Source organism: Providencia sp. 21OH12SH02B-Prov, from assembly GCF_027362595.1.
Taxonomy (GTDB): Bacteria; Pseudomonadota; Gammaproteobacteria; order Enterobacterales; family Enterobacteriaceae; genus Providencia; species Providencia zhejiangensis.
In genome coordinates, this window is the sequence record NZ_CP114796.1 from 3,404,406 (window position 1) to 3,430,416 (window position 26,011).

Here is a 26,011-nt window from a genome sequence, read left to right on the forward strand (position 1 = left end):
ACATAATAATGTGTAGTTTGGAATAAATATTTATGATTAGCTTTGTTTATCAGGGATAAAAGCAAAAGGCACAGTATATAGATCAATATAATTGTGAGCTAGAAATTCAATAAAAGATAATTCCTCTATTTTCTCAGCAATATCGCAGCCAACAATCATCGGTACATATTTGTGCTCAGGAAGTATGTACTCAGGCTTCCCATAAATTACACGGCCACAAGCTTCACCAAAATATCTCGGTAATACCTGTGCTAACGTGCTCATAAAAGAAATATCTATGATAATCCCATTTTCGACTGTCAGCCAAGCATGAAAATTAAATCCAGAATAACTTTTAAAATCCATAGGTTGTATTCCTTTTTTTATCCATCGCTGAAAATCATCGACTGATGGACTATATACAAGAGTATCTTCTTTCCAAAGTTGTCCAATAGTAAGCCATACACGACACTTTAAAACATCCTGAAAATAAGGTTGCAAATAATGACTCCATTTTAAACACTGTCCAGCGGAAGGCGAAAAATCGGATATACCTGAAAGGGAACAAACTTTATTAAAAATATATTGATAATCATATTCTTTATATTTTAAAACGCCATTCCATTTTTCTTTAAAGCCTAAATTTTTTGTGAACAGAAACGCATTATTGAAATTATCAAAATAATCATGATTGACATTAAATGTTTCATGACTAACCTTCCTCTTTGTAAAGTATCGAAAAATGAAACTTGACATCAATTCAACCCCATTATTTATAGATTCACGATGTATTTAATTTTTATATTGAGAGCTTTTTCTTAATTAGTAGTTATTAGTCCACAATTATTGCCACATTAGAAATGATAGATCATCAGCTTAAATCATTGGCAAGCCCTAATCAGACTTGCCATCTTCATTTATTAATATGATATTTTCTGTTACTGAAAATATCATTACTATTTAGCCAAACCTACTTACATATTACGATAATAAAAAAACCATAAAGGTATACCTATCAATCCCCCAACTAAACCTATTTTAAAATAAGTAAACAATTTGGTGGTAAAAAATAAAAAAATATTATTCCCACCTCCAATCCAATAACCAAATACTCCAAAAAACACCGCTATCATGAATAATACGATAAAAAGACTGCCACATAGATAAAACAAAGTAATAATAGCTCTGAATTTATTGTTTATCATTGTTTTTCCTTCTTATCTTTTAATGCTTCATTCATTCCTTCGTTGAATGCTCCAGAAGCAGCAGAGTCACCCACATTACCAACAACTGATGGTAGAGGATTTTGTGGAACAGGTTTTGTAATAGTCCATACGCCTGTTGGTTCCCACTCATACTGTTTGGATATTGGGTTCAGTTTTTTATCAAATGGGATCTTAATTATATTACCAGATGCATAACCTACAGATGCCCCTGCTTTACTTAATAAAGCTCCAATGAAAGGATCATCGCCTTTTATTTCAGCTTGATAATATCCACCTAAAGCATTCCATGTTACCGTTGGGTTGTAACCTTTTCCTGCTGTAATTGATCCAATAACACCTGCACCAATGACATCAGAAAGCTTAACTTCACCAGTAAACCCGTATTGAATCCCTGCATTTGCTACTCCGGAAACACCTACAGCAATTAATTGCTCCTTTCCTTTGGTGACGCTATTAGTGAGAATGTTTTTTGTTCCTAGAACCATGACAGGCCAAGATGTTGGAGTCATCACAACATCTAATACTCTATCGCCTTCCGTAATATTATCTTTTAAGAATTTTAAATCAGTACCATTGAGGTAATTAACTAATGCGGCAGCTTCTGGGTCTTTAAGTTTCTCATCAAGCCGTATCTGTAAAGGATGTTCATCATTGGCTACATTAGTATATCCCATGATCATCTCTTCCCATGAGACACAAGAGACTCCCCCACTCGTACAGGCTTCAATCAGTTCTTGGCTATTTTTATTGCTAATATCAATATATTCTTGAAGAACTGGACGGCAATCTCTACCTTCTGCTTTACATGCAGCGAGATCTTTATCTAATTGGCGAGCTTCATCCCCCGTGAGATAGTTATTCTCAACAGTGGTCTTCCCAGCCTCGGCAGCATTCGCGGCACTGGATGTATCGCCACCCACTAATCCACCCGCAATACCTGCGGCTAAGGTTGCAAATGCACTCACAGTGGCTTTTTCATCTTCCGTCAGTTTACTAGGGTCTTTTCCATATAGCTCTTTGGATAACATCCCTACCGCTTCGGCAGTCATGGCACCGAGCGATTGTGCCCCCGCATTTTCACCTTTTGCCAGCGCTAATGCAACATTCGCAATACCGTGGGCAGCGACCTTCGCTTTATCATCTTCGATATGTTGACCGATGTAGTTCGCAATATACGGCGCGCTGGCATTCGCCACGGCTTTGCTCACATCACCACTGGCTAAGCCTTGGACCAGCGCGGTGCCAGCCTCAACTATCCGACGATTGTCACCGCCAACGCCCCAACCTGATTGATTGATTTCAGCTTGAATCGCATCGTCTCGTTCTTTGCCTGTCAACGTTGGGTTGTTTTTATTCACCTCTTTCGTCGCGTTAATGGTGGCTTCGGTCAACGCAACATCGGTAATCTGCTGACCAATTTCCCCAATCAACTGATTCTGCTCAATCCGTTTCTGCTCTTTTTCTTTATCAAAAATGGTGTTCAGCTTCTCATGGGCATTATCTGTATCACGGCTTAACTCGTTGATATCTTGTTTCTGATTATCCTTATCTCGAATTGTAATCTCGCCTTCTGATACCGCTGAGTGTGTCGTATTGCTGTCTTTCCCTTTGTTATTCACATTAGTCAACAAGGAGCCTGCGGCATTACCCGCAAGCTGGTCTGCAAATGGAGAGCCCCCTGTGCTAAAGCCGCCACTTTGGCTATCCACCTTGTACTCAGCTTTATTTTTGATATCCCCAAAGCCCAGCGTACCTGTATCTAATGTGTTCTTCTCAGCTTCCGCTGTGCTACTAATCACCGCCCCATCGAGTTGCGTATGATTACCGACGGTGATATCAAAACCGCCTTTGCCTGCATTAATACCCGTTTGTTTATCCACCGATTGGTAATCACTGTGCATCTCGGTTTTATTAACATTCACCGAAGCGGTGGTATTTAAGCCTGTTCCAATACTGCCGCTTAAACTGCCGCCCTGTTGCTTTGAGTCATACTTATCAGTAAGTTGTTGGCTCGATAAAGTTAAATCCCCGCCCACATTGGCTTTAACAGTTTCCCCGCTCGCGTGTGCGCCTGTCAGCGTGGTATCTTTGCCGCTGTTGAGAGTCAGTTGTTTGCCTGCGTTCACTTCCGTATCGGTGTAGGACTGGCTGTCACCTTTTTCAAAGCCGCTGCCTTTATTCACACTCGCATTGACATTCCAACCGCCCGTACTGATACCCGCACCGATTGAGCCGCCTTTGCTTTCGTTTTTCCCATCCACTTTTTGCGTGTTGGTGGCACTGGTCAGGTTGATATCATTTTTGGCGGTCAACGTAATATTTTTATCCGCATCTAACTGGCTGCCTTGCACTGTCAAGTTACCTTGGCTGCCATCTTTTTTACCTGTTGCAGTGAGGTTAATATTGTCACCAGCACTTAAGCTACTGCCCGATGCTGTATGTTGCTCTGTTTTCGTGGTGGATTTTGATGAGCTGCTGCCATAAGACACATTAACGCCAAAGGCATCTGCCACACTGCCGCCTTCTTTCAGCCCAGCCAGCTCACCCGCCTGCTGAGCTTGAACGCCTTGTAACCCTGCTTTCATGCCTTTGAGCGCAGCTAATTGTCCGTCATCTTCTTGTTTCGCAGATTTCGCGGTCTGCGCCATTCCATCTAACAGGCTGCCTGCTGTACCGCCGAGGGAAACCGTCAACCCACTGGATTTGCTTTCCACGGTAGTGATATCGGTACGGCTATTTTCAGCCGCCGTAATATTCACATCACTACCAGTCACATTGATATCTTTCGCCGCAATCACATCACTGCCATGAATGTTTGCCGTGCCACTCGCCGTCAATGTCACATCGCCTGCTGTACTACCAATCACACTGCCTTTTTTCTGGTTGCTATCCGTTTCGGTAGTCACTTTTTGTGAATTTGAACCCACCGTAAAACCAATGCCGCCGGTACTCATTAGACCTGATTTGGTTGTTTTCGACATATGCGTTTCATGAGACGCTTCATCAGAGGTCGTCAGATTGAGTTGATTTCCAGCCGTCACATTAACATCGTGGGTGCCGAGTAAATTACTCCCTTCGATATTGACGTTGTTCCCTGCGGTCACTTTCACACTGTCGCCGCTAAACGTACTACTGATAGCGGTACGTTCACTGACTTCATCATGGGTCTCTTTCGTTGTGCTTGATAAGAAACCTTTATCTGTATGTTTAGTGTGTTTCGCGTAGTCACTGGTTTCAATACCCGAAGTCATGTTGATGTTACGACCCACCTTTATCGCCAGTTCACCGCCACTTGATACATTCGCTGCACGGGCAGAAAGATCTTGCCCTGCCGATAAGGCTAAATCCCCTTGAGTTTGGATTTGTGTGCCAACTTCAGTGCTGTTAGCGCCACGATAGTAATTGCTTGAATTGTGCGTGTAATCAAATGCCGAGCTAACATCGCGAGTTTCTAAGCTAATATCGCGTCCCGCAATAATAGATGTTTTACCATCAACGCCTAAATTGCCGACGTCTGTGGCGATCAAGTTGATATCTTGTACTGCTTTTAAGGTAAGTTGCCCATTATCACCCGTGACATAAATACTGGCTGGGCGGTCGAGCCATTGTGATTTGCCGTCTCCACGCTGCGCAGTTTCGCTAAAAATATCCCGCCCTGCTGACAACGAAACGCTATCTAACCCACGGATTTCCCCACCGATATTTTTAATATCTTTTAGCGCATCAAGTTGTACGTCTTTACCTTGGATGCGACCGCTGTTTTCGATATTTTCAGCGCGTAAATCCGTCAATTCACGGCTACTGATTTCACCGCTATTAAGGATATTGCCAGTCATGTTAGCTGAAACATTACGCCCCGCTAACAATGCGCCATTACCGTTTAAGTCCCCTTGACGGGCTCGGACATATACCTGCGGAACACTGACCATTTCAACGCGTCCATCGGGCAGTGTGACTTCTTTATTCACCATCCACACAATGTCAGTGGTTAAATTCGCCATTTGTTCTGGTGATAATGCAATGCCCGGAGTCAGGTTAAATTGCTTACCAAACGCAACACCGTTAGTTAGCAGCGCGCGATATTGCTCTTCATCACTATTGTAGTTGCCTAATAAGCGTTGCCCTGTGGTTTCAATCAGTTGGTCACGGATTAAACGTTGCTCGTAGTAACCATCCCCTAAGCGCTTATGCAATTGCTCGTTGGTGACAATATCAATACTCGACAACCATTTTTTGTAATTAGTAAAACGTGGGTCGGTTTCAATTAAAAACTGGCTATCACTACCCGGTGTTAAGTTAAACAGACTGTTGTCGGGTAATTGAGTGTTTGGACCAACAGTTCTTATCATGGTATCGAGGTTGTCTTTTCCTTTAGGCCCGGTCTCCGCAGTGATGCTTTCCCCTTTACCTGCATCTGTTTGCCCTTGAATATCAGCCCCGTTGCCGATATTGGCATCATCAGCGTGTAATGATGAGTCAACCGATTTGTCGTCTTTAACATCCACTTTGTCTGAAATTGAAGGTAACTGCGTCACTTCCATTTGCTGACCAGGTTTCAGGTCTAATGGCGTGTTTTTACCGTCTTTTAATACCTGCTCAGTCACCGTGGCACCTGAGTTTTCTTGTTGATTGGCGTCAGAAACACGTTCGGCTTGCCCATCCAGTTGGTTAACTTTGACTGAATCGAGCTGAGTTTTATTGATCCCCCCCGCGTTCTCGGCAACTTCTAATAGGTGTAATGCTAAATCTTCTTCGCTATTAACCCCTTGGTAGGCATAGACCGACTCTCGCGTTTTCCATGTGCCGCCACCTTTGTAACGATAAATCGTGTTACCACTTTCCACGGTACGGCGAACGCCTTGCGCCTCTTCGTTAGTCAATTCATAGCCGGTCAAAATCAGGTTTTGCCCCGCAACTACACGGGAATTTTCATTGTTCAGTTGCTGCCCATCAATCGTCAAATGCTTTCCACTGGTAATCAATGCGGCATCGCGTTTGATAACTTGGGTTTCATAAATGATACGGTCGTAATCGTATTCATAAAAATCTTTTGTCCAGTTACCGTACTCAAACATCCGCCAGCGATTGGATTTTTCATAGTGAATACCGACTTCCTTGTTCAGCGTACCATCTTCATTAATGGCATAACGAGTTTGATTGCCATTACGCGGCTGAATTTTATAACGTCGCCCATTACCAAAATCAAACCAATCAAAGTGCTCACGGCTCACTTCCACCGCATCATCAGTCAGTTGTAAATGAATATCTTTATTTTCAAGTAAATCCGTTTTTAGTGTAAGGTTACCTGCCGCTTCAATGTTAGCACTGTGGTTTTTCACGCTTTTGGCATGACCGGTGGCTTTTAGCTGGTCGTTTAATTGGCTACCGATGGTTAAATCACCATCACTGTAAATTAAAGCATGATCACGGTTTAAAAGTGCACCGACCGCAAGATTGGCCTCTTTACGCCCTGCAATAACCGCCGCTTTATCCCCTTGTTTATCATTAGCTAAGGTATTTACTGCGATGGCAAGGAAATCACCATAAATTCGCCCTGTTCCTAAGTTATTTACAGAATTAGCAACAATGTGTGTTAGCACGCCATCAATGAGCCCAGTGTTTATTATTTGACCACTGGCTTTAATGCGGGTATTTTGCCCACTGATCTCACCGGAAAGTTGGTTAATAACGGTCGTTGTATTTAAAGCCAGCTCACCAAGGCTAGAAATTAATCCTTTATTAGTAAACCCTTGTGCAAAATTAGCCGTTAGGTTTTCCCCTGCCTGAATGCGCCCTGTATTTTCAAAAAGTTGGTTGAATGTTAGCGATAACGCTTTTTGCGCGATAAGTTTCCCTTCACCTGTTAACTGGTTCGCCGCGATCGTGGCTGAGCCATTACTGACTATCACCCCTTGCTGATTCGAGATAACTAAGGCTTTACCTTGCGCTTTATCGGTGACATTCAAATCCGTTCCCGCAGATAGCATCCCTTGAGTGTTATTCAGGCTTTGCGCGATATTCGCTTCAATCGCTTGCCCTGCACGAACCGCCCCACTTTGGTTATCTAAACGCGCAGTTTGGAGGCTAACATTTAACCCCTCTAGGCCTTTACCTGCTTGAGCTGTATTTTTATTATCAATAGATTGAGCAGATATATCAAGATTCTCATTGGCTTTGATCCAGCCTTGTTGGTTTTCAATTTGCTGTTTTACTGACAATTCAACATTATTGAGGCCTTGAATAACACCACTATTATTATTGAGTTGTTGGGTATTTACGTTCAGGTTTTGACCGGACAAAACCTGCCCTTGCTGGTTATCAATCCGTTGATGAATATCCAGCGTTGTATTTCCCTGAGATTGGACAATCCCCTGTGTATTATCGAGGTTTTTTCCTGTCACTTTTAACGCTGATTGGCTCAGTAATAACCCTTTTTGGTTATCAACCTGCTCCGCATTTACGGTGAGTCCCAGTTTTCCTTGCACAATACCTTGGGTATTGGTTAAATCCCCTGTATTCAGTTCGAGCTGGCCATGACTCGCTAATGTCCCTTGCTGATTTAGCAATATCTGTTGCTGGGTATGAATATCCATCGACTGGCCGGCAAAAATTTGTCCGTTCTGGTTTTCAACCCCTGTCGTAGTGAGTGATGCCGCCCCAGTGCTTTGAATTTGCCCTTGCTGGTTAAGTAGTTTGCCGCTTTCAATCGATAAACTGCCCCCACTTAATAAACCACCATTTTTTTGCGTGAAGCTATTGTTTATCTGCTCACCATGGGTGTTGAGTGTGAGCTGTTTCCCAGCTTGAAGTCGGCCTTTTTGGTTATCCAGCCCCCCCGTATTTGCCGTTAAATCAGTGACGGCAAGAATTTCACCCTCAGTATTATCAACTCGATTTTTTTGGCTATCGAGGGCGATTTGGTTCGCTTGTATTTGACCTTGACGATTAATTAACTCGCCAACGGTCATTGCTAGGTTTTGGCTCGCAAAGATGCCTTGATCGGCTTTTTTCGCAAGATTAATCAGTTTCTGGCCCTGTGTATCAATACTCACAGAGTTGCCTTTAATCACACCTTCACGGTTATCCAGTTGCTGCGTTGTCATTGAGAGCTCAGACTGGCTGCCCACTAAACCTTGCTGGTTGTTAACACCTTGGCTGTTCAGTTTAAGCGTGTCTTTCGTCACAAGTCGACCCTGCTCATTATTGAGCTCCCCTGTTGTTAGGGCTAACCCACCTTGTGCATAAATGCCTTTATTGTCACCGCTTTGAGTGTTGTTGAGCTGCTCACCATGTGTATCAATCAGCATGTCACTACCGGATTGAATGGAGCCTTGTTGGTTGTCAATTTGGCCGCTATTTAACACTAATGTTTGCTGAGCTAACAACGAGCCTTGTGTATTATCAAACCGCTGGTTATGGGTGTTAATATCAATGGCGTTGGCTTGTAGATACCCCAACTGGTTTTGTAGTGCTTGGTTTCGCATCTGCAACAGTTGCTCTGCGGCGATTAACCCTGCTTGGTTATTGATACCATTGGCCACATCCAGTTTTGCATCACCGTGGCGAGCCACCAGTTTTCCTTGCTGGTTTTGGATATCACTGGCCGCTATGCTCAGCCCATTCTCACCAATGAGTGCGCCGTTTTGGTTTAATAATTCATGGGTTAAATCAACCTTAAGATGACCCTTGTTTGCGGTGATGACTTGCCCATCACGATTGTCAAGACTATTGGCGGTTAATGAAAAATCGCCATTACTGCCTATTTCACCCGCTTGGTTATTCAGCTTTCCTTGTAAGGTGATTTTACCCGCTTTATCGCCAGTTTGTAATAATTTACCCCCTTGGTGATCAAGGGTGTTCCCCGTGATTAAGATGTGATCCGCTTGGGTGACAGCCTGATTTAGTGAAAGTGTTCCACCTACGATATTCAAGCTGTTAGCCGCCAGTATTTCCCCTTCATCACCCTCAAGTGATTGACCATTAAAGGTGACATCTCCCATGCTCGCAATCACTTTACCTGTGCGGTTAATCAGTGATTGGGTTTCAACAAATACACCTTGTCGGCCAGTCAATGTCCCACCGGTGTTATCCAGAGTTTGTTGAATGAGTAAATCAAGCTTACCCATTCTTGCACTGAATATTTTACCTTGCTGATTATCAAGGATATGGGTTTTGATCAGCCAAGAACCGTTACCACTAATATCCCCTGCGTTATTGTTAATCTGTTGGGATACCTCAATAGTGCCTTGGCGTTCACCCAGTTGGGCCATTGTCCCTTGCTGATGGATAAAATTATTCGCTCGCAATTGAATATGCTTTGCTTGCGTATTTGCGGTTGTCAGGTCAATGTCTTTACCACTTAGTGATAAGTCTCCTTGAGCGATAATTTCCCCGCGCTGCCCTTGCAGACTGTCAGTGGCAAGCTGCATATCCCCTTGTTTACTAATTGCTTTGCCGTCAGTATTGGTGAACGACTGCGTGTTAAGGGTAAAGTCCTGCTGCGCAAACAAGGTGCCTTGGGTATTATCGATGCTCTGTTTAGCATTTAGGATTAGCGCCCCGACTTTTGCCGCGACCACAACGCCTTGTTGGTTGGCGAGTTTATCCACATTGACACTCAATGCGCCTTGGCTGCTAATATTTCCTGACTGGTTATCAAGGGTATCAGCGAGCTTGATTTGCCCTTTTTCACTGCCCGTTTGCAGCATTTTTCCACGTTGATGGGACAGGTTTTGCCCTTCAATTTGGATGTTGTCTGCCTGCGTCACCGCGTCATTAAGATTAAGTTCCCCCCCCGTTAAGGCTAATTTGCCTTTCGAGAGAATTTCCCCTTTTTCACCATCTAATTGTTTAAGTGCCAATTGGTTATCACCAAAGCTGGCAATAATTTTACCGGATTGGTTAATTAAGCGCTCCGCTGCCACCTGAACACCTTGATTACCTAGTAATGTTCCTTGCGCATTATTCAGAGCTTGTTGGATGGTCAGCGTCAAGTGACCCAATTTGGCCGCAATAATTTTGCCGTCTTGGTTGTTTAGCCCATTTGCCACAATATCAATTTGGCCATTACTGGAAATTTCACCTTTCTGGTTATCAAATTGGTTTTGAATATGTAGCTCAGTTTTGCCTTCCCCTGTTTGCAGCAAGGTGGCAGCCTGATGGCTAAAGTTGTTGGCTAAAATAGAAATTTGGCTTGCTTGCGTGAAGCCTTGGTTTAAATTGATATCAGCGCTTTCTATGCGCAATGCCGTCTGCGCAAAAATAGTCCCTTTTTCCCCCGCTAGATGATTCGCCGTTAATAAAGCAGCCCCGGATAAACTGCTCATTTTGCCTTGCTGGTTGATCAGTTTATCGGCTTTGAGCATCAGGTACTTATCGGTTTGAATAACCCCACGCGTATTATTCAATTCGCCAGCAGACGTTAGGTCTAAACGATGATTCGTGCTGGTGAGTATTTTTCCATCCGTGTTGTCAACTGCCCCTGCCTGTAAATTCAAATCACCTTTGGATGCGATACTTCCTTGGTTATTATCCAACCCATTAGCAATATTAAGCTTCATCGTTTTATCACCCGTCTGTAACATATTACCTTGACGATGAGATAACGTATTGACTTGTAACGTGATTTGCTCTGCTTGTGTGGTACCTTGATCAAGGTTGGCCGATTTTGCCGTTAGCCCCAATGCACCACTGGTCAGAATTTCCCCTTTTTGCCCATCCAGAGTATCGGACTTGATGGTGAGGCCTTGCTTGCCTGATGCGAGTATCGTGCCTTGTTGGTTGTTCAGGTTTTGACTTTGGATATCGACTTTACCATCACGACTTAATAGTTGCCCAGACTGATTATTCAGCTGCTGCGTCGTTATTGAAGTATCACCTGCAAGGTTGATTTCCCCTTGTTGGTTACTCAATATCTGAGTGTTCAGGGTATTTTTTGAATTCCCTTTTTGAACCAGTTTCCCGTGCTGATTATCAATAAACTCAGGCGCTGACAGGGTCAGTTGATTGGCAACAATTTCCCCTTTTTGGTTATCAATGCTACGCTTAGCAATCAATGTTGCGTTGTTTGTTGCCAGTAAATGCGCCTCTTGGGTGCGAATATCCGCAGTACTCGCCGTCAATGCGATATTTTTAGCCTGAGTATTGGAATGGGATAAGTCTAAGGCGCTACCTGTTGCCGTTAAGTCGTCCTTAGCAAGGATATCCCCTTGTAATACAACCGATTTATCACCTTTTACCGTTAACGAGCCCACTGAAGTCAACTTACCTTTGCTATCAACCCCTGCCGCTAATAAAGCGCTACTGTCGCTGTTAATTTGCTCTGCACGCAGTGCCGCATCACGCCCTGCAACGATTTGGCCTTTATCAGTGTTAGTTATGGCCTGTTTCGCTTTGAGCTGGATATCATTTTTCGCCAGAACCGTTCCGCTGTTATTAATACTTTGCTGACTATCAAGGGCAATATTCTGGTTTGCGGTGATCACACCAGAGTTACCCACTTTACCCTCAGCTGACAAGGTAATATCCCCCGCTTGAGCTCCAATATGCCCCGCATTGCGCACGCCGACACCGTGCTCTGTCCCGCGCATTTTGATGGTATTGGCATACATGCCCCCTAATGCGGCAACATCTAAAGCAAATTCAGGCTTATCATCGGTAGAGGAATACTCTGTTTTGAGAATGGTTTGCCCATCCGCTGCAACGGTATTTTTCCCCGTTGTTATCGCTAAATCTTTGGCATGCAATTTGGCATTAATATTCACTGAGCGGGCGATCAGTGCGGTATAGTTTGTTCCATTGCCGTTGTAACCTTGCCCAACAAGGTTGATGCTGCCTTTGTCAACTTCAAATCCTTTGATTTTACCGTTTTCAATTACCGTTTTTCCCGCCGATAGCAACGCTTTATCGGCATTGATAAACCCGCAACCATTACAGGTAATCCCCGCAGGGTTAGCGATGATCACATCCGCTTTTTTCCCTGCCACTTCAATGAAGCCATTAAGCTGACTTGGATCGCGGCTATTGACCTCATTCAAGATAATCTTAGCTTCCCCTTTAGCCAGCCAATCATTACCTTGGATCATCCCACCAAGCTGTGTGTTCGTGTTGGTGCTGCTGTTATTGAGGATCGCCCCTTTGTGGTCAACATCAAACTGACTGTATTGGTTGCGAGAAACGCCATCGCGGTTTGGTGCTTGGATATTGACTTGGGGTAAACCATTTTGTGTATTTACAATGGTTGGCTGTTGGTTACCCGGCGCTTTACCATCGGCAACAATGGTCGATGAAGAAACGCTGAAACTCACCATGCCTAAAGTGAACCACAAAGAGGTCACTATCGGTTTAACTGACCAGCGCACTCGGCCACTTGTTGTTTTTTCGACTCGATTTTCACTCGAACCCGCAGGACCCGCACGATGGCTGCGCGTAATATCTGAAACCACCATCACCATTTGGCGAGCGGCATTAAAAATTAGGCGGTAAAATAACTTGTTCATCCTGAGCGTCCTTAATAATTCCAGTTTACAGAGAAAGCAAAAGTGGCAGGGTCTGTTCTAAAACCATCAGGTTTAGAGAAGGGCGTACCGAGCGATAAGTCATAACTCAAATTGGCAGGGGTTATTGCCCCACGTAGGCCAATTGCACCACCCGCAAGGTGAGTCCCTAAATTCTGGTCAGCCCAACGTCCACTGATTTTGCCGTAGTCAGCACCAACGTAAAGCTCTTGAGCGTGAATAGGCAGTAACCATGACAAGGTATTACGAAGTGTCCAGCCTTCATCGGCACTGAGCGTGCGTTCACCGTCAAAGCCGCGCACCGTCCAACGGTTGCCAATACTGAATTGATCTTGAGGCGTTAATGGCCTGTCACTGATCTGACGTGAATATTGTGTGTCGAAACGCAAAGATTGCTCTGCCAATGTGAAAGGAATGCTGGCCGAGGCATTAAATTGCATAACTACGGCTAGCGCTGTCGCATAATCTTGGGAATCTTTACTGCGAAACTCTTCAAAAGCAGGCATTGCCCCGAACCAACGTGTGCCATGCTGGTAACTCGCCCCCACGTTAATGGTTGATTGTCCGACGTATTGGCGATGGTTTAGCCCCAATTTCCACGCCGTCGTTCGTCGTTTTTGGTTTTCAATTTCGGTGTTTTGCACAAAGTTACGGGTTTCGCGCAAATTCACATCATAGGTGGCGGTTGTTTTGGCCGTCGCGTCACGGTATAAAACGTTGCTCAATTGCAGATTCAGACTTTTACTTTTACCGCGATATTCAATATCGCTGTTCGTGCCGGCGATAGTTTGCGTATACTCATAATCACTCGCGGTGGTGGCAAACTGCCAATAACCAAACGGGACTGAATAGTGGGCACTGTAGTTGGTGGTGTCTTTATCACTGGAAAAGCTTAAATCGCGAGTGGCGGTAAGGTAAAAAAGATCGCTAAGCGACGTTGGATTATCCAATGCAAGCATCACACCCGCTTGGTTTTTCCCCGTGCTTTTTGAGCCTGTATTATCCACCCACGCCCCTGCATGCCAATAACGTGACTGCTGGCGCTTGATCACAATTTGGGTTTCACCCGGGCCATCCCCCGGCACCATCTCCATTGAGGCTTGTACGGTCGGTAAGCGTTGTAAGTTTTCAAGACCTTGCTCGATGTCCCTCAGATCCAATAAATTGCCTGAATGGGCTGGCATTGCAGTGTACAGGGTACTGTATTGTGATGAATCATCGGTGAAAATGACTTTTTGTACTTTACCTGGCATCACAACTAACTGAAGAACGCCTGTTGATAAATCTTGCTCTGGAACCAATACACGGCTAGTTATCCAGCCATGGCTAATCAACCGATTTTGGATATCCGTGACTAAATGATTTATTCCTTCCACGCCGATACAATGCCCGATGGCTTGATTGGCTAATCGCTTAATGGGAACCCAATGCGGTAAGGCCTCTAGCCCTGTGACGGAGACTTGCTTAATCGTAAAACACGGTGTTTCATCAGGAAATTTCAGCCGGCTTTTTGCGATAGGCACAGATAAGCTCACATCCGGCGCTTTAGCCTCCAGTTGTTGCTGTTGTGCTTGCTGTTGCTGAGTTTGTTGCTGAAACAACGTGTCCGTATTCTCGGGTCGAAGCAGGGAGGCACTTGCCAGTAAAGGCGATAATGCCATAACCGGAATAAAGTGATATAAGTAGGTCAGTGTGGGTTTTAATTGCATTACGTGTATTTATTTTGTTTTGACTAAGTTAAATATTAAGACAAAACATGACATAATTTTACATAAATGACAATTGGACAATATCCCCTTTTTATACAAATGAGACTTCCCCCACAGAGACAATTAACTTTATGAATTATCTAGAAGCATACTTTATTATTCGTGCCAAAATTCTATTGATAATTGAATCTGAATATTGGAGCAAGGTCATGATACAAGCCGGCTATAGCTTTATTGAATAAATTGAATTTTTAGGTGATTGGCGGATCTGATTGCTAAACTCATTTCAACATCGGGTTCCAACCTGAATCTTTAACAGCAAGAAGGATAAATTTAGTGATGATGTCTGTTTCTATAGGTAAGTTTCATTCATACCCGCCCTAGCAGCCCTCCCAACGAAATTGGGATTTTCGTTTAATAATACACAGAATATAGGGTGAAGTTCGGTTATAAAGTGAATAGCATTATAATTATTAAAATCCATTAATATTTAAATCGCTTATTTATATGGAAATTACCTATTTTTAGGCTGATGCTCCTCTGTCACATCCTGTGCAGGAATACACCAAATCCCCTCATGGCACTTTGGGCAACATTTTTTATTACTAGTAAAATACTCATGACACCGCACACAAAACCAATCCATGACCTTTAAAATGGGTGAAGCTGATCGGACGTGTATGCTCAGTCGTGCCTTGTCTTCTAAGCTCTTGAGCTTACTGATGACTAGTGGACAATGTTCTGCCGTCTGGGGCTCTGAATGGGTAAACCATGACTCCGTTGGCGTCTTGTGCAGTGTGACGGGCTCACCGCAGTGAGCACAGTAATAGTTTTCTCGTGAATAACTTGGTTCCTGAGTGGCTCCCGCGAATCGATTGTTTTGTGTTAAGGCGAGAGACATTTTGATTTCATGTAATTTAAGCATGGTTGTGCTCCTTCTGTAAAATTTAAACTAAACGTTCTGAGTACCCAAAACTCCGAACCGATTCGGCCCACACTTTGAAACTCACAAGGCCACTGAGTAGTACCTGTGTACGTATCAAGTCAGGTTCGTATGTTTAGGACGTAGCTTTACCTAGAGCGCATTCAATCGCACCAGGTGTAGTTGAAAGTGAGTTGGTGGGTAATCGGTGGGTATGCTATGGAAAATGCACGACGACTCGCGCTAGTGCCTTAGGATCCAAGGGCTGAGTTGCCCCCTCTCGATTCATCAATGCGTGCTTGTAACCACTGTACGACTTCGCTCTTTAACCAGCGCGACATGCGCCCAAACTTGATGGGTTTGGGAAACTCACCCTTTTGGATTAATTTGTAAAACCATTTATCCGTCAAACCGGTTAGGCGGGTTATAAACTTCATATCAACGAATTGGTCATCTAGTAAGGGAATCGCTTGAGTAGTCATTATTGAACTCCTGTCTTTAAAGTTAAAAGGCAGAAGGGATATCGATAAGTGTTTAGGGATATCTCTCTTGCAAAAGATATCCCCCTCATGTTTTTTATTAGCGACTACATCCAAAAGAACGCTCACCATCACCATAATATTTTGTATGTTCTTTGGCTAAGTAACGACAGCGCTGGTTTAATTCGAATATCGTGCTTTCATTATTGGGTTTATTATTGTCTAGCCACGTTATGGAATTATCTGGAATATGAATTAAATAACGCTCCGCTGGGTAGTTCACACCAATAGCACTACACCATGCTTGCTGTATTAATGCATAGAGTGTTCCTTCAGTTTTGATGAAATTACCTAGGTTCCAATAAACATCTTTATTTAATAGCAAAAGTATATGGTAGTGTTTTTTGTTTTTTATCTCACCAAACTCTCTGACCCATACATAAAACAAAGGGCATGAATGGTTACGCTTCCATATTTTATTTTTACGTTTTAGGTCAGCATTTATTTTTGCTTTTAACGATTCAAAAAATCGGGTGATGGCATTGGAGTCACTTAAGTGAAGTATATCTGATGAAGGAAAGCGCAAGTCCACTCGAATAGCAGTAACTCGATTATAGGTTAAGAGCGATTTACGGATGGTGTGGTTTATCTTTTGAATGTAATGCTTGTTGTGGGTGTTTCTAGACATGATTGATACCTTTGGTTAGTTTTATTTCATATCTAGAAGGGATGTTGTTAAAAATAGGCATTCATCATTTAACCAAGATGATGAATATATGGATAGGTGAGTCAGTGACAGGGTAATGTTTAATCTTTTAGGTGTGGTTATGATGCTGGTTATCTTTATTAAAATAATACTATACCAACACGATAAAGCCTTTCTTTATCTTATCATCAATGCCCGTGACAGCGCGTTTTTGAACCACAATGAGCCGCTTCTTTTTGAGGAGAGTCAACTCTGATATTAACTTATCTAAAGATTAGCCTTTACTCTAATAATAATTAGTGCAGTTATCGTGAGTTTTAGCACATAAATAGGGGTTTTCATGTAGTACAATGACACCTTAAACACTACGTAAAATACTATGTAAACATATGCAAAAAATACTACGTGGAGAATAAATGATAAATATAAATGTCAATGATAATTATTTGGAGTGCAGACAATATTATGCTGTTCTGTTCTATATGTTTTCAGAAAAAACACTGTCGCCTAATGAGCTTTATAAAATGATATCTGAGGCAAAGAATAAGAATGTGTGTACATTACTTAGTGAGTTAAATCAGCATGTCGGGAATAGATTTAAAAATGTTGATTATTATCTCAGAACGATAGAGAAAAAGATTATCCCAATAGAACAATTATCTTTTTTAACGGATGAAAGAATATCATTTGTTATCTTAAACTTTCTCATGAAGTCGTATAATAAACATCTTATAGAAAATGATTACCCATCAATTATGGGGGGCGTGTATAATTACTCTCCCTTGAACTTGAACCCTATCATGGGCAGGAATATCCCTTTTCATTATATTGTTTGTTTTTTAGACTTTTTAGTTTTATTTATAAACCCTAAAGATTTTAATGAGACAGTCTTTTACATGAAAGATAAAGCTTCGTCTATTTCTAAAGAATACCCCGATCCTTTTTTATTTTTACCCAGAAAGAATGAAGCATTAAAATGGATAGCCGAGAGGATGATCCGCGCCAATATTGCTGTTGATGATGATGTTAATGTTCTTATTCAAAATGAAAAATGGAAATTGATTATTTCCTGTTTTGATTATTGGGCTATTATTTCAAGTGTAGAAGCGGTCAAGCTTTTTCTATCTCAAACAAGAAAAGCTTGGAGCCAAAAAAAATATCGTGATGGTGTTAAAGATAAGGCTGTACTGAATACGTATATTTCCAAATCATCAATGGTAAAATTAAAAAAAATAGCCAAAAATCATAATAAAAATATTAACGAAATTATCGAGGCGATGATTGATCAAATTGTTCTACCACGGGATTCCATTGAAGAACTCATACTGCTAGTTAAAAAGAAAAATTTAAAATAATTTCAAATATATATTATCACCTTGAATAATGATAATTTTATTTTCAAGGAGTTTGTATGAATCAACATATTGAACTGGAGAAGGCTCTCGCAGCCTTTCCCTTTTCATTTAAAACATCATTTTTTAACCAACTCAGTCAGCTCATCAATTACTCCCCCACCATCGGTTTGATGGGTAAAACGGGAGCGGGAAAATCCAGTCTTATCAACGCACTATTCCAATCGTCATTATCACCTGTGAGTGATGTTTCAGGCTGCACACGCCAAGCCCAACGCTTCAGCATGACGATGAACAACCATACTCTCACTTTTGTAGATTTACCCGGCGTGGGGGAAAGCCTTGAGCGGGATAAAAAGTACCACCAGCTCTATCGCAACTTATTACCAGAATTCGATTTAATCATTTGGGTACTCAAGGCCGATGACCGAGCATGGTCTTCTGATGATCAGTGTTATCGCTTTCTCACGAAGAAATGCGGTTACCAACCTAATCAATTTCTATTTGTCTTGAACCAAGCCGATAAAATAGAGCTGTCGCCAGTGGGATGAATACAAGCATCAGCCATCCTCAGAGCAGACCTATAACTTAAAATTAAAGCAACAAGCCGTCATAACCGCCTTTAAGCCGCATCATCCTGTGATAACAGTTTCTGCGGTCGAAAACTATCAACTCACTGAATTAGCAGAGCAACTCATACAGGCGTTACCGGCGCAAGCCAGTAGCGGAGTAGCTAGGCAACTGAACACCCCTTACCGGACGCAATCGGTGGAGAACGCCGCACGTAACGATTTTGGTCAATGTGTCAGTGATATTGTGGATACCTTAATCAATATCATTCCCTTGCCGCCATTGATAAGAAGTACGGTTAGCACCGTTAAAAACAGTATCGTCTCCGTCGCTAAATCCCTGTGGAGAATGTTCTTTTAACCTCTTACATTAAACCATTAATTATCACTCTCAGCGCCAGTCCCGTTAAGGACTGGCGCTTTTTTACTTCTTTTTCTTGGAGTATCAACTGATGAATAATTCAACTGAATGTGCAATTACAATGACACTCGTTCCCGATGAGCAACGCCTGGATTTTTGGATCAACCACTTCGGAAGCGTGAAAGGCTGGAGCACCTTTGAAGTGGTCATATTTACCACTATGGGACAGTTTTGTGAGGACTACCACGGCGGGTATTGGGAATATTGTACCTTATCCAATGGTGGCGCCTTTATTTATCCCGATTTACCTCAAGAGACACTGACGCTGTTCAACCCACATAACGGTAACGAAGCCAACGTCAGTTGCGAAGCGGCAGGCATTGCCGTGTGTTTGATGATGTACAGTTTATGGTCATTTCAAACGGAAAGTGACATCCTCGTCGATCGCTTTTATCAATTGCGTGATTATGCGGCACAACACCCAGAACGTTCCGCCATTTTCCATCTAATCGATTAACCACGTCCTTATTTACGCCTTCGTATTATCTGATTCATTATAAAAGCATCATCAGACTAACCCATTAATTAACTTGCATTTATTTTTATATCTATATTATTTTAGTGAATCAATCATCAGAATGAGTCACTAAAAATGATACTCAATATACCTATCATTTCTAGAAAGCTCTGCACCGCAAGGTGTAGGGCTTTTTTGCTTATTACTGTCTATCAATATCGACTGAATTGGAGTTCTATTATGTTTACCTTACAAGAGCAAGAATCAACTGTTATCAAAACCAATCTCGTTCACTCCAGTGGCCGTCATATCTTCTGGCGTTTCTACTTTGGGACGGTACCCGATTGGCAACGTATCGAGGGCGATATTTTTAACATGATGGCGAAGCTCTGTCATCGCTATCAGGGCGCGTTTTGGGAGTTCACCATGTTATCGAATGGGGGTGCTTTTATCTGGCCTGAGATGATTGAAATCACCTTGCCGATGTTTAACCCTCATAATGGTAACGAGGCTGAGTTAAGCCCTGAAGCAGCCGGTATCGCAGTCTGTCTAATGGTGTATAGCATCTGGTCGTTTAAAACCGAGAGTTCTGTGCTGGTAGAGTATTTTTACCAACTTCGTGACTATGCGATGCAACATCCCGAGCAAGCACAAATCTTTCACCTAATTGACTAAGTTATTGATAACGCTTTAATACAGCGTCCACCAGCTTATCACCTCACTTATTTCCTTTATCTTATTTTAATTTATCAGTGTTATCACTGAGGAGGCCCCCTATGTCTCGTTTAGCTTCTCGCTTTGGTGCGGCGAATAGCATTCGCCGTGACCGCCCGTTAACTCTCGAAGAGTTATTTCGCACCGTACCCAGTGTGTTCTCTGAAGAAAAGCATGAATCTCGTAGCGAAAAGTATACTTATATTCCTACGATTACCTTATTGGATAGCCTGCAAAAAGAAGGTTTTTATCCGTTCTTTGCATGCCAAACTCGTGTGCGAGATGACAGCCGTCGTGATCATACTAAGCATATGTTACGGCTCCGACGTCATGACCAAATTACGGGTAGCCAAGTGCCTGAAATCATCTTACTTAATAGCCATGATGGCTCCAGTAGTTATCAGATGTTACCGGGCTTTTTTCGCTATGTTTGTCAAAATGGGCTGGTTTGTGGCGATACCTTTGGGGAGGTCAGAGTCCCCCACCGAGGTCATGTTGTCGATAATGTCATTGAAGGGGCTTATGAAGTATTAGGCACCTTCGATACCATCGCTGAAAAACGTGAGCAAATGCAGTCCTTACTATTACCGCCACCAGCACAGCAGGCCTTGGCGCATGCGGCTTTAACCTATCGCTTTGGTGAGGAACATCAACCAATAACTGAAGCTCAAGTCTTACAACCTCGCCGTTTTGAGGATAAGAAAGACGATCTTTGGACAGTGTACCAACGATTACAGGAAAATTTAATCAAGGGAGGATTATCAGGCAGGAATGCCAAAGGTAAACGCGCTCGCACGCGTTCAGTGAATGGAATTGATGGGGATATTAAGCTCAATAAAGCGTTGTGGGTACTGACAGAACAAATGCATGCTCATTTTGCTGGACGCGAACAACTATAGCCACAGTATACGTTAAATAATTGGATCTTACGGTGAACGCGATGAAATTATCAGAACGGCAACTAAAAACCTTGAGTAATGTGAAACTCAATTATGGCTCACTCTGCAACAAAAGGACACTCAACTCGCTGGAGAAAAAAGGAATGATTCAATGGAATACATCAAACGATTGGGTCTTAACGGAGTTCGGTTTTCATATCGATAACATGAGTAAACGGCGTTGCTTATAAAGCGTTAGCGCTAACATAAAGACTTATCCCGTATTTTGGTATTTGATAATATCGAGCATACCAACCTATTCAATAAAGGAGAGCATTCTTTAAACATCATTTTATTCCCTTCCATTTTGACTCACTCTCTCATCAACTCTTTTTCTTATTTAAGCACCAAAACAACAGTTGATCGATTACGCCGATCGATAACCGTTTATTGATAGATATGATCGATATTACCGATCGTATTTTAATTATTGATAGGTAAAACAGATCGATTAAGTTAAACTATCTCACGCTAAATTATCTTTATGTCAGTGATATTAAGGTGATTGAGTCAAATCTTTCATGCCTTCCACTGACATAACGCGATTCAACCATACTTAATGTGATATTGATTAAAAGGAAATCAATCATGAAAAAAGCGTTTATTGTTTCCGCCCTAATGGGGTGCATTTCATTACCGGCATTCGCTAGCACGGATGACAGTAAAACGGGGCTTTATGTTACGGGAAAAATGGGCGCATCTATTGTGCAAATGTCCGGCCAGCAGTTTGTCTACAGCGGCTATGCTGATGCCGGTGATAATGGTACAAAAAATGGAGATAGCCATCGTACGGGTGTATTTGGCGGTGGACTTGCGTTAGGTTATGACTTTTCCAATCAGTTTGATATCCCTGTTCGCGCTGAATTGGAATTTATGGCGCGTGATAAAGCAAATTCAACCTACAACATCCGCGACCGTGTGCGTAATGGCGTACATCAAACTCGTGATATTAAAAACCAAATCAAACTCAATACGTTGATGGTCAATGGGTACTACGACATTAAAAATAGCTCAAATTTCACGCCGTATATCTCTGTCGGGCTAGGCTATGCGGCCGTGGATTTTAAAACCACCCGCGCTGATGCTTATACTCCAGGACTCTCTCTGCATGATACTCACACGCATACCGCCAATAACTTTGCCTGGAGTGTCGGTGCGGGGGTGAACTATGCCATCAATGACGATTGGGATATGGGGCTGAGTTATCGCTATTTAGATGCTGGAAAAGCCGACATCACGACAGCGGTAGGCGATGGGGAAAACACCTCAAAAATCAAAGTGAAGGCCAATGACATCATGCTTGGTTTGACTTACCGATTCTAATCTCTGGCATTCAGCCTTATAGATTACCCTCAACTTACCTAGCCAACATGCCTTTTTGATGTTGGCTATTTTACATCCTAAAAAAGGTGGTTACATGAACTCATCTTATTTTATTAAATACCTGCTAATTGCTTTCGTCATTAGCGCAATTGTCGTTGTTTATAATTGGATTTCGCCTACCGGTCATATCTACGGTGTTTGGGCAGGGATTAAGTTTTTCGTTGTCATGGGCTTAGGAACAGGGCTGGGCATGTTTATCGGTAATGCTATACGACTCGCGATTATGCCAGATTACATCACAACACGCGAAGGTGCGATAGGGCTGATACAAGCCAAGCTCTTTTGGGCTATTGGCCCTCAAGTCATTGGCTGGTTTGTCGGGCTAATCCCTGTGTACTCTTTCTTTTATGGCTGAATATCCAATGAAAAATCGCAACCTATTTCGTTTATATCTGCTTCTTTTAAGCTTATTCCTGATAACCAGTTGTTCAGAGTCGCCCAAAGAGGTTTTTATGCATCAATGTGTTAACAACAGTAATGCCTTTAATAAACAGGAGTGTGAATGCGCATTCACTCTTCTGACTAAAAAATTCCCTGAAGACAAACTCGCCCAATTTATGGCATCAAAAATCAATACGGCACAATCATTAACGGAAGAACAACGCCAATATCTCGGTTATTCCGCCAAAGTGCTTCAATATTGTTCTCGACATCGTAGAGGTTAAATGATGATGAAAAAAATACTATTAGCCTGTGTTCTCATGAGCGGCTCACTAAGTGCATTCGCTATCCCCAATTATTGGTCGGCAACCTTCGCACAAGGCTATATGGAGTACGGCATCAGTAATGATAAACATCTCAGTGTTATTCTTGCCTGTAATATTGCTGCTGATGAGGAATATGATAATGGCGTTTATCTTTATCAAGATGGACATCCTATCGATACAAACAATATCGCCTTTGTTATCGACGATGAAGTCTATTACATTCCTGAGGAAACCAAAACGCGTAGTGAAGGTAATGCCTGGACTCTCTTTACGCAAGCGATAACAAAAGCGAACTCATTTGCAGTGTACGCCAATGATAAACCGATTGGTCAGTTTACCCCCAATTCTAAAAACAGGGCAAAAATTTTTGCCGACTTTGATTGTAATGCCGTATTTTATCGCGATATTGCCCGCTGATCCCCCTTCTATTTTGTTTATCGGCCCATCAAAATTGGGCCATTTTTCATTGATATTAATCATCTCATTCATTATTATTGCAAGAGATCAAATAAACAGGCCTCCATGTGGATCCCTGCTCTTTTCGATATCATGGTGTATCATTATTTCCTAATAGAAATCGAAATCATATTCTCAAAAAAGAGACTATTTTGGTGCTCGGCAAATACTATTTTAGGGACTGAGGGCACAATTGAGGGTATAAATTAAACCAAATTCAATTAATTAATTTAAATACATAACGTTATGATAAAAAGTCGATTCCGAGTCCGGCACCACTTTCTCTTCTACAGTGGTCTCCTCAAGTCAAGTAAACTCCTTTATATTCAATCAGTTACCTTATACTATTACCTATTGTATTTCAGCAAATTCAACACTAAAGTCAGTACCTGTTGATGAATTTTTTAGGTTTATCTTGTTCAAAATCATTTAGACTTCCCCATAATGACCCCCAGTAGATACTGACTACCAAGCAAAAGGCAAAGAGTACAAGTTCTTTGATGCGTATGAGCTTTATCTTCTCATCAAACCTAATGCGGCTCATTACTGACATATAAAATACCGTTTCACAGTTGAAGAAAAAATAACTCTCCTGATATTTCTCTTGCTGACATTCGCGTTAAACGTGATGAAGCCAGAAAGCGATTAGCTGAAGGTAACGATCCTGCTGAACACAGGAATCCAGCCGTAGCGCTCACTGTAACGCTTAAGAAGCCCTCCAAAAAAGCAAACTCTCTGCTCATTTAAAATAACTCTTCCCCCTCCCCCGCTTTAATACTCATTAAGAATACGTTATCAAACCTAGATAAAACAAAAATTTCAAATATCACTAACTTTAATAGCTCAATATTGGCACTCAGGCATGAGTCATATTTTTTTACTTAGTTTCTCTAGATTGTGCAAATGCAGGCGACACCTAATCCACATAACTAACTGTAAAAATTAACATTTATTGCCCTAATGTTATCATCATCCCTCATTAAATATAGAATGCGAATAATATTGATAATTATTACCATTTGCAATAATATGATAGAAATTTAACATAGCTTTACTGAATTACAGACAACACAAATTCCATCCTTTAATGGAAAATATGCTTATTTCTATAGCAATAGCCTAGTGAGCAGATCAATCTAACTCTAATGGTATGTCGACAAAACTAGATAGCTGAAGAGATAAATACTTTTACGCTAATTGTTTTACCAACAAAACAATAAACCAATATTTTCAATAAAAACATGGAGTAGCAGGAGGCTAAATGTGTCTAGTGTGATGTGCCGGTCGTATTCTCATATACCGCTTACCATAAAAAAAGAGGATTTCATTTTTACTTCTCCTCATAAGAGTTTGCTCGCAAAAGGAATATTTGCCAATCTCACGCTACCTGCGGAACAAGGGCATCGTCACAATAGCGAATTCCAACGGCAAATAGAGCAATTGCTTATACAGGCAACTCGGGCGGGTATAAAAAACCCTATTATCGCTGGCGTCATTCCATTCGATAAACGACACGCCAGTGCATTATATATTCCTCAATCATACCAATGGTTCGATAGACATACGCTAGCGCTGCCCAATACTCCGGTTAACGTTATGGGCCAACTTCACCAATATTTAGATCATAATGACTTTTGTTCAATGGTGAAAAAGGCTCTTTGCGCACTTCATGGTGATACACTAGATAAAGTCGTACTCTCACGTTTACTCAATATTGAAAGTATCAAGCCACTCAATGCACTCAGCATCTGGTGCCAGCTCCATAAGCAAAACCCATCCAGCTACAATTTTTATCTGCCACTTTCAGACTGTACTCTGGTGGGGGCCAGTCCCGAATTACTACTACGTAAACAAGGGGATAAACTTTGGTCATGCCCATTAGCTGGTACAGCTAAACGAGGTGAAAACAGCGCTAGCGATAATTTAGCTAAAGAAACGTTACTTACTTCATCCAAAGATCGCTACGAACATGAGTTAGTGACCAAAGCGATTCATCACCAATTATCCGCACATTGCCAAGACCTTACGATCCCTGTCCCCTCTTTAATCAGCACACCAAAGCTGTGGCATCTCGCCACAGAAATCGAGGGACTGGTTAAAGATAAAAATGAAAGTGCCATTTCTCTAGCATGCTTACTACATCCAACTCCTGCATTATGTGGCACTCCCTCGATGATTGCTCGTGATTTGATAACTCAATTGGAACCTTTTGATCGTCAATGGTTTGGAGGGATTATAGGTTGGAGTGATGCTGAAGGTAATGGTGAATGGGTCGTCGTTATTCGCTGTGGAAAAGTTAGCACATACCGAATTGAATTATTTGCAGGTGCAGGAATTGTGCCCGATTCACAGCCAGAAAATGAATGGTGTGAAACCAGCAATAAACTCGGCACTATGCTCAGTGCTCTGAACTATCAACCATGTTGAATCCTATGCGTCAGACATACTTATCATGATTACATGTAAACGTACTCCCT

The 26,011-nt window shown here is 42.1% G+C and carries 17 protein-coding genes and 1 pseudogene; 12 read left to right on the forward strand and 6 right to left on the reverse strand.

From position 1 onward, the window contains the following. Positions 1-36: 36 nt before the first annotated feature. From O7C57_RS15960 to O7C57_RS15980, 6 genes are all read right to left on the reverse strand, one after another. Positions 37-735 carry a hypothetical protein gene (locus O7C57_RS15960; protein WP_269723325.1) on the reverse strand — a complete coding sequence of 233 codons (699 nt, stop codon included), beginning with the start codon at positions 733-735 and terminating at the stop codon, positions 37-39. 445 nt (positions 736-1,180) lie between these two features. Then, the gene (locus tag O7C57_RS15965; RefSeq protein ID WP_269723326.1) at positions 1,181-12,703 is read right to left on the reverse strand and encodes a hemagglutinin repeat-containing protein; all 11,523 of its coding nucleotides are present in this window, start codon (positions 12,701-12,703) and stop codon (positions 1,181-1,183) included. Between the two features lie 11 nt (positions 12,704-12,714). After that, complete coding sequence (locus O7C57_RS15970) at positions 12,715-14,430, reverse strand: ShlB/FhaC/HecB family hemolysin secretion/activation protein (protein WP_269723327.1); 1,716 nt, start codon at positions 14,428-14,430, stop codon at positions 12,715-12,717. A 514-nt stretch (positions 14,431-14,944) separates the two neighbouring features. Then, positions 14,945-15,355: a putative zinc ribbon protein gene (locus O7C57_RS21905; RefSeq protein ID WP_282561563.1), complete on the reverse strand. Its 411-nt coding sequence runs from the start codon at positions 15,353-15,355 to the stop codon at positions 14,945-14,947. Positions 15,356-15,603: 248 nt separating this feature from the next. After that, on the reverse strand, positions 15,604-15,834 hold the full coding sequence (locus O7C57_RS15975) for a helix-turn-helix transcriptional regulator (RefSeq protein WP_269723328.1): 231 nt from the start codon (positions 15,832-15,834) through the stop codon (positions 15,604-15,606). Between the two features lie 97 nt (positions 15,835-15,931). Continuing rightward, positions 15,932-16,519: an inovirus Gp2 family protein gene (locus O7C57_RS15980; protein ID WP_269723329.1), complete on the reverse strand. Its 588-nt coding sequence runs from the start codon at positions 16,517-16,519 to the stop codon at positions 15,932-15,934. A gap of 434 nt (positions 16,520-16,953) precedes the next feature. Here O7C57_RS15980 and O7C57_RS15985 point away from each other — a divergent pair, with 434 nt between their 5' ends. The 12 genes and pseudogenes from O7C57_RS15985 to O7C57_RS16035 all read left to right on the forward strand — a co-directional run bounded on the left by O7C57_RS15985 (position 16,954) and on the right by O7C57_RS16035 (position 25,961). Beyond that, positions 16,954-17,892, forward strand: coding sequence for a hypothetical protein (locus tag O7C57_RS15985; protein WP_193450854.1), 939 nt, complete (start codon positions 16,954-16,956; stop codon positions 17,890-17,892). 56 nt (positions 17,893-17,948) lie between these two features. After that, positions 17,949-18,819 (forward strand): annotated as a pseudogene (locus tag O7C57_RS15990) (GTPase family protein). Between the two features lie 91 nt (positions 18,820-18,910). Beyond that, positions 18,911-19,336: an antirestriction protein gene (locus O7C57_RS15995; RefSeq protein ID WP_113532857.1), complete on the forward strand. Its 426-nt coding sequence runs from the start codon at positions 18,911-18,913 to the stop codon at positions 19,334-19,336. Between the two features lie 240 nt (positions 19,337-19,576). Continuing rightward, complete coding sequence (locus tag O7C57_RS16000) at positions 19,577-20,011, forward strand: antirestriction protein (RefSeq protein WP_004927121.1); 435 nt, start codon at positions 19,577-19,579, stop codon at positions 20,009-20,011. A 101-nt stretch (positions 20,012-20,112) separates the two neighbouring features. After that, positions 20,113-20,949, forward strand: coding sequence for a DUF932 domain-containing protein (locus tag O7C57_RS16005; protein WP_196715759.1), 837 nt, complete (start codon positions 20,113-20,115; stop codon positions 20,947-20,949). Between the two features lie 41 nt (positions 20,950-20,990). Continuing rightward, positions 20,991-21,179 carry a hypothetical protein gene (locus O7C57_RS16010; RefSeq protein ID WP_269723330.1) on the forward strand — a complete coding sequence of 63 codons (189 nt, stop codon included), beginning with the start codon at positions 20,991-20,993 and terminating at the stop codon, positions 21,177-21,179. Between the two features lie 397 nt (positions 21,180-21,576). Then, positions 21,577-22,311: an outer membrane protein gene (locus O7C57_RS16015; RefSeq protein WP_269723331.1), complete on the forward strand. Its 735-nt coding sequence runs from the start codon at positions 21,577-21,579 to the stop codon at positions 22,309-22,311. A 94-nt stretch (positions 22,312-22,405) separates the two neighbouring features. After that, on the forward strand, positions 22,406-22,726 hold the full coding sequence (locus O7C57_RS16020) for a hypothetical protein (protein WP_040132871.1): 321 nt from the start codon (positions 22,406-22,408) through the stop codon (positions 22,724-22,726). Between the two features lie 97 nt (positions 22,727-22,823). Next, positions 22,824-23,036: a hypothetical protein gene (locus O7C57_RS16025; protein WP_230085219.1), complete on the forward strand. Its 213-nt coding sequence runs from the start codon at positions 22,824-22,826 to the stop codon at positions 23,034-23,036. After that, positions 23,037-23,495 carry a hypothetical protein gene (locus tag O7C57_RS21690; protein WP_040132869.1) on the forward strand — a complete coding sequence of 153 codons (459 nt, stop codon included), beginning with the start codon at positions 23,037-23,039 and terminating at the stop codon, positions 23,493-23,495. It abuts the gene before it with no gap. Between the two features lie 651 nt (positions 23,496-24,146). Further along, positions 24,147-24,281 (forward strand): hypothetical protein, encoded by a 135-nt coding sequence (locus O7C57_RS21910; RefSeq protein ID WP_350588836.1) that lies wholly within the window; start codon positions 24,147-24,149, stop codon positions 24,279-24,281. A gap of 516 nt (positions 24,282-24,797) precedes the next feature. Beyond that, the gene (locus O7C57_RS16035) at positions 24,798-25,961 is read left to right on the forward strand and encodes an isochorismate synthase (RefSeq protein WP_244316475.1); all 1,164 of its coding nucleotides are present in this window, start codon (positions 24,798-24,800) and stop codon (positions 25,959-25,961) included. The last annotated feature ends 50 nt before the right edge of the window (positions 25,962-26,011 follow it).

Bases quoted from the DNA above. Each gene is read 5' to 3' on its own strand.
- O7C57_RS15960 (WP_269723325.1), bottom strand. From the start codon at position 735: ATGTCAAGTTTCATTTTTCGATACTTTACAAAGAGGAAGGTTAGTCAT.
- O7C57_RS15965 (WP_269723326.1), bottom strand. From the start codon at position 12,703: ATGAACAAGTTATTTTACCGCCTAATTTTTAATGCCGCTCGCCAAATG.
- O7C57_RS15970 (WP_269723327.1), bottom strand. From the start codon at position 14,430: ATGCAATTAAAACCCACACTGACCTACTTATATCACTTTATTCCGGTT.
- O7C57_RS21905 (WP_282561563.1), bottom strand. From the start codon at position 15,355: ATGCTTAAATTACATGAAATCAAAATGTCTCTCGCCTTAACACAAAAC.
- O7C57_RS15975 (WP_269723328.1), bottom strand. From the start codon at position 15,834: ATGACTACTCAAGCGATTCCCTTACTAGATGACCAATTCGTTGATATG.
- O7C57_RS15980 (WP_269723329.1), bottom strand. From the start codon at position 16,519: ATGTCTAGAAACACCCACAACAAGCATTACATTCAAAAGATAAACCAC.
- O7C57_RS15985 (WP_193450854.1), top strand. From the start codon at position 16,954: ATGATAAATATAAATGTCAATGATAATTATTTGGAGTGCAGACAATAT.
- O7C57_RS15995 (WP_113532857.1), top strand. From the start codon at position 18,911: ATGAATAATTCAACTGAATGTGCAATTACAATGACACTCGTTCCCGAT.
- O7C57_RS16000 (WP_004927121.1), top strand. From the start codon at position 19,577: ATGTTTACCTTACAAGAGCAAGAATCAACTGTTATCAAAACCAATCTC.
- O7C57_RS16005 (WP_196715759.1), top strand. From the start codon at position 20,113: ATGTCTCGTTTAGCTTCTCGCTTTGGTGCGGCGAATAGCATTCGCCGT.
- O7C57_RS16010 (WP_269723330.1), top strand. From the start codon at position 20,991: ATGAAATTATCAGAACGGCAACTAAAAACCTTGAGTAATGTGAAACTC.
- O7C57_RS16015 (WP_269723331.1), top strand. From the start codon at position 21,577: ATGAAAAAAGCGTTTATTGTTTCCGCCCTAATGGGGTGCATTTCATTA.
- O7C57_RS16020 (WP_040132871.1), top strand. From the start codon at position 22,406: ATGAACTCATCTTATTTTATTAAATACCTGCTAATTGCTTTCGTCATT.
- O7C57_RS16025 (WP_230085219.1), top strand. From the start codon at position 22,824: ATGCATCAATGTGTTAACAACAGTAATGCCTTTAATAAACAGGAGTGT.
- O7C57_RS21690 (WP_040132869.1), top strand. From the start codon at position 23,037: ATGATGATGAAAAAAATACTATTAGCCTGTGTTCTCATGAGCGGCTCA.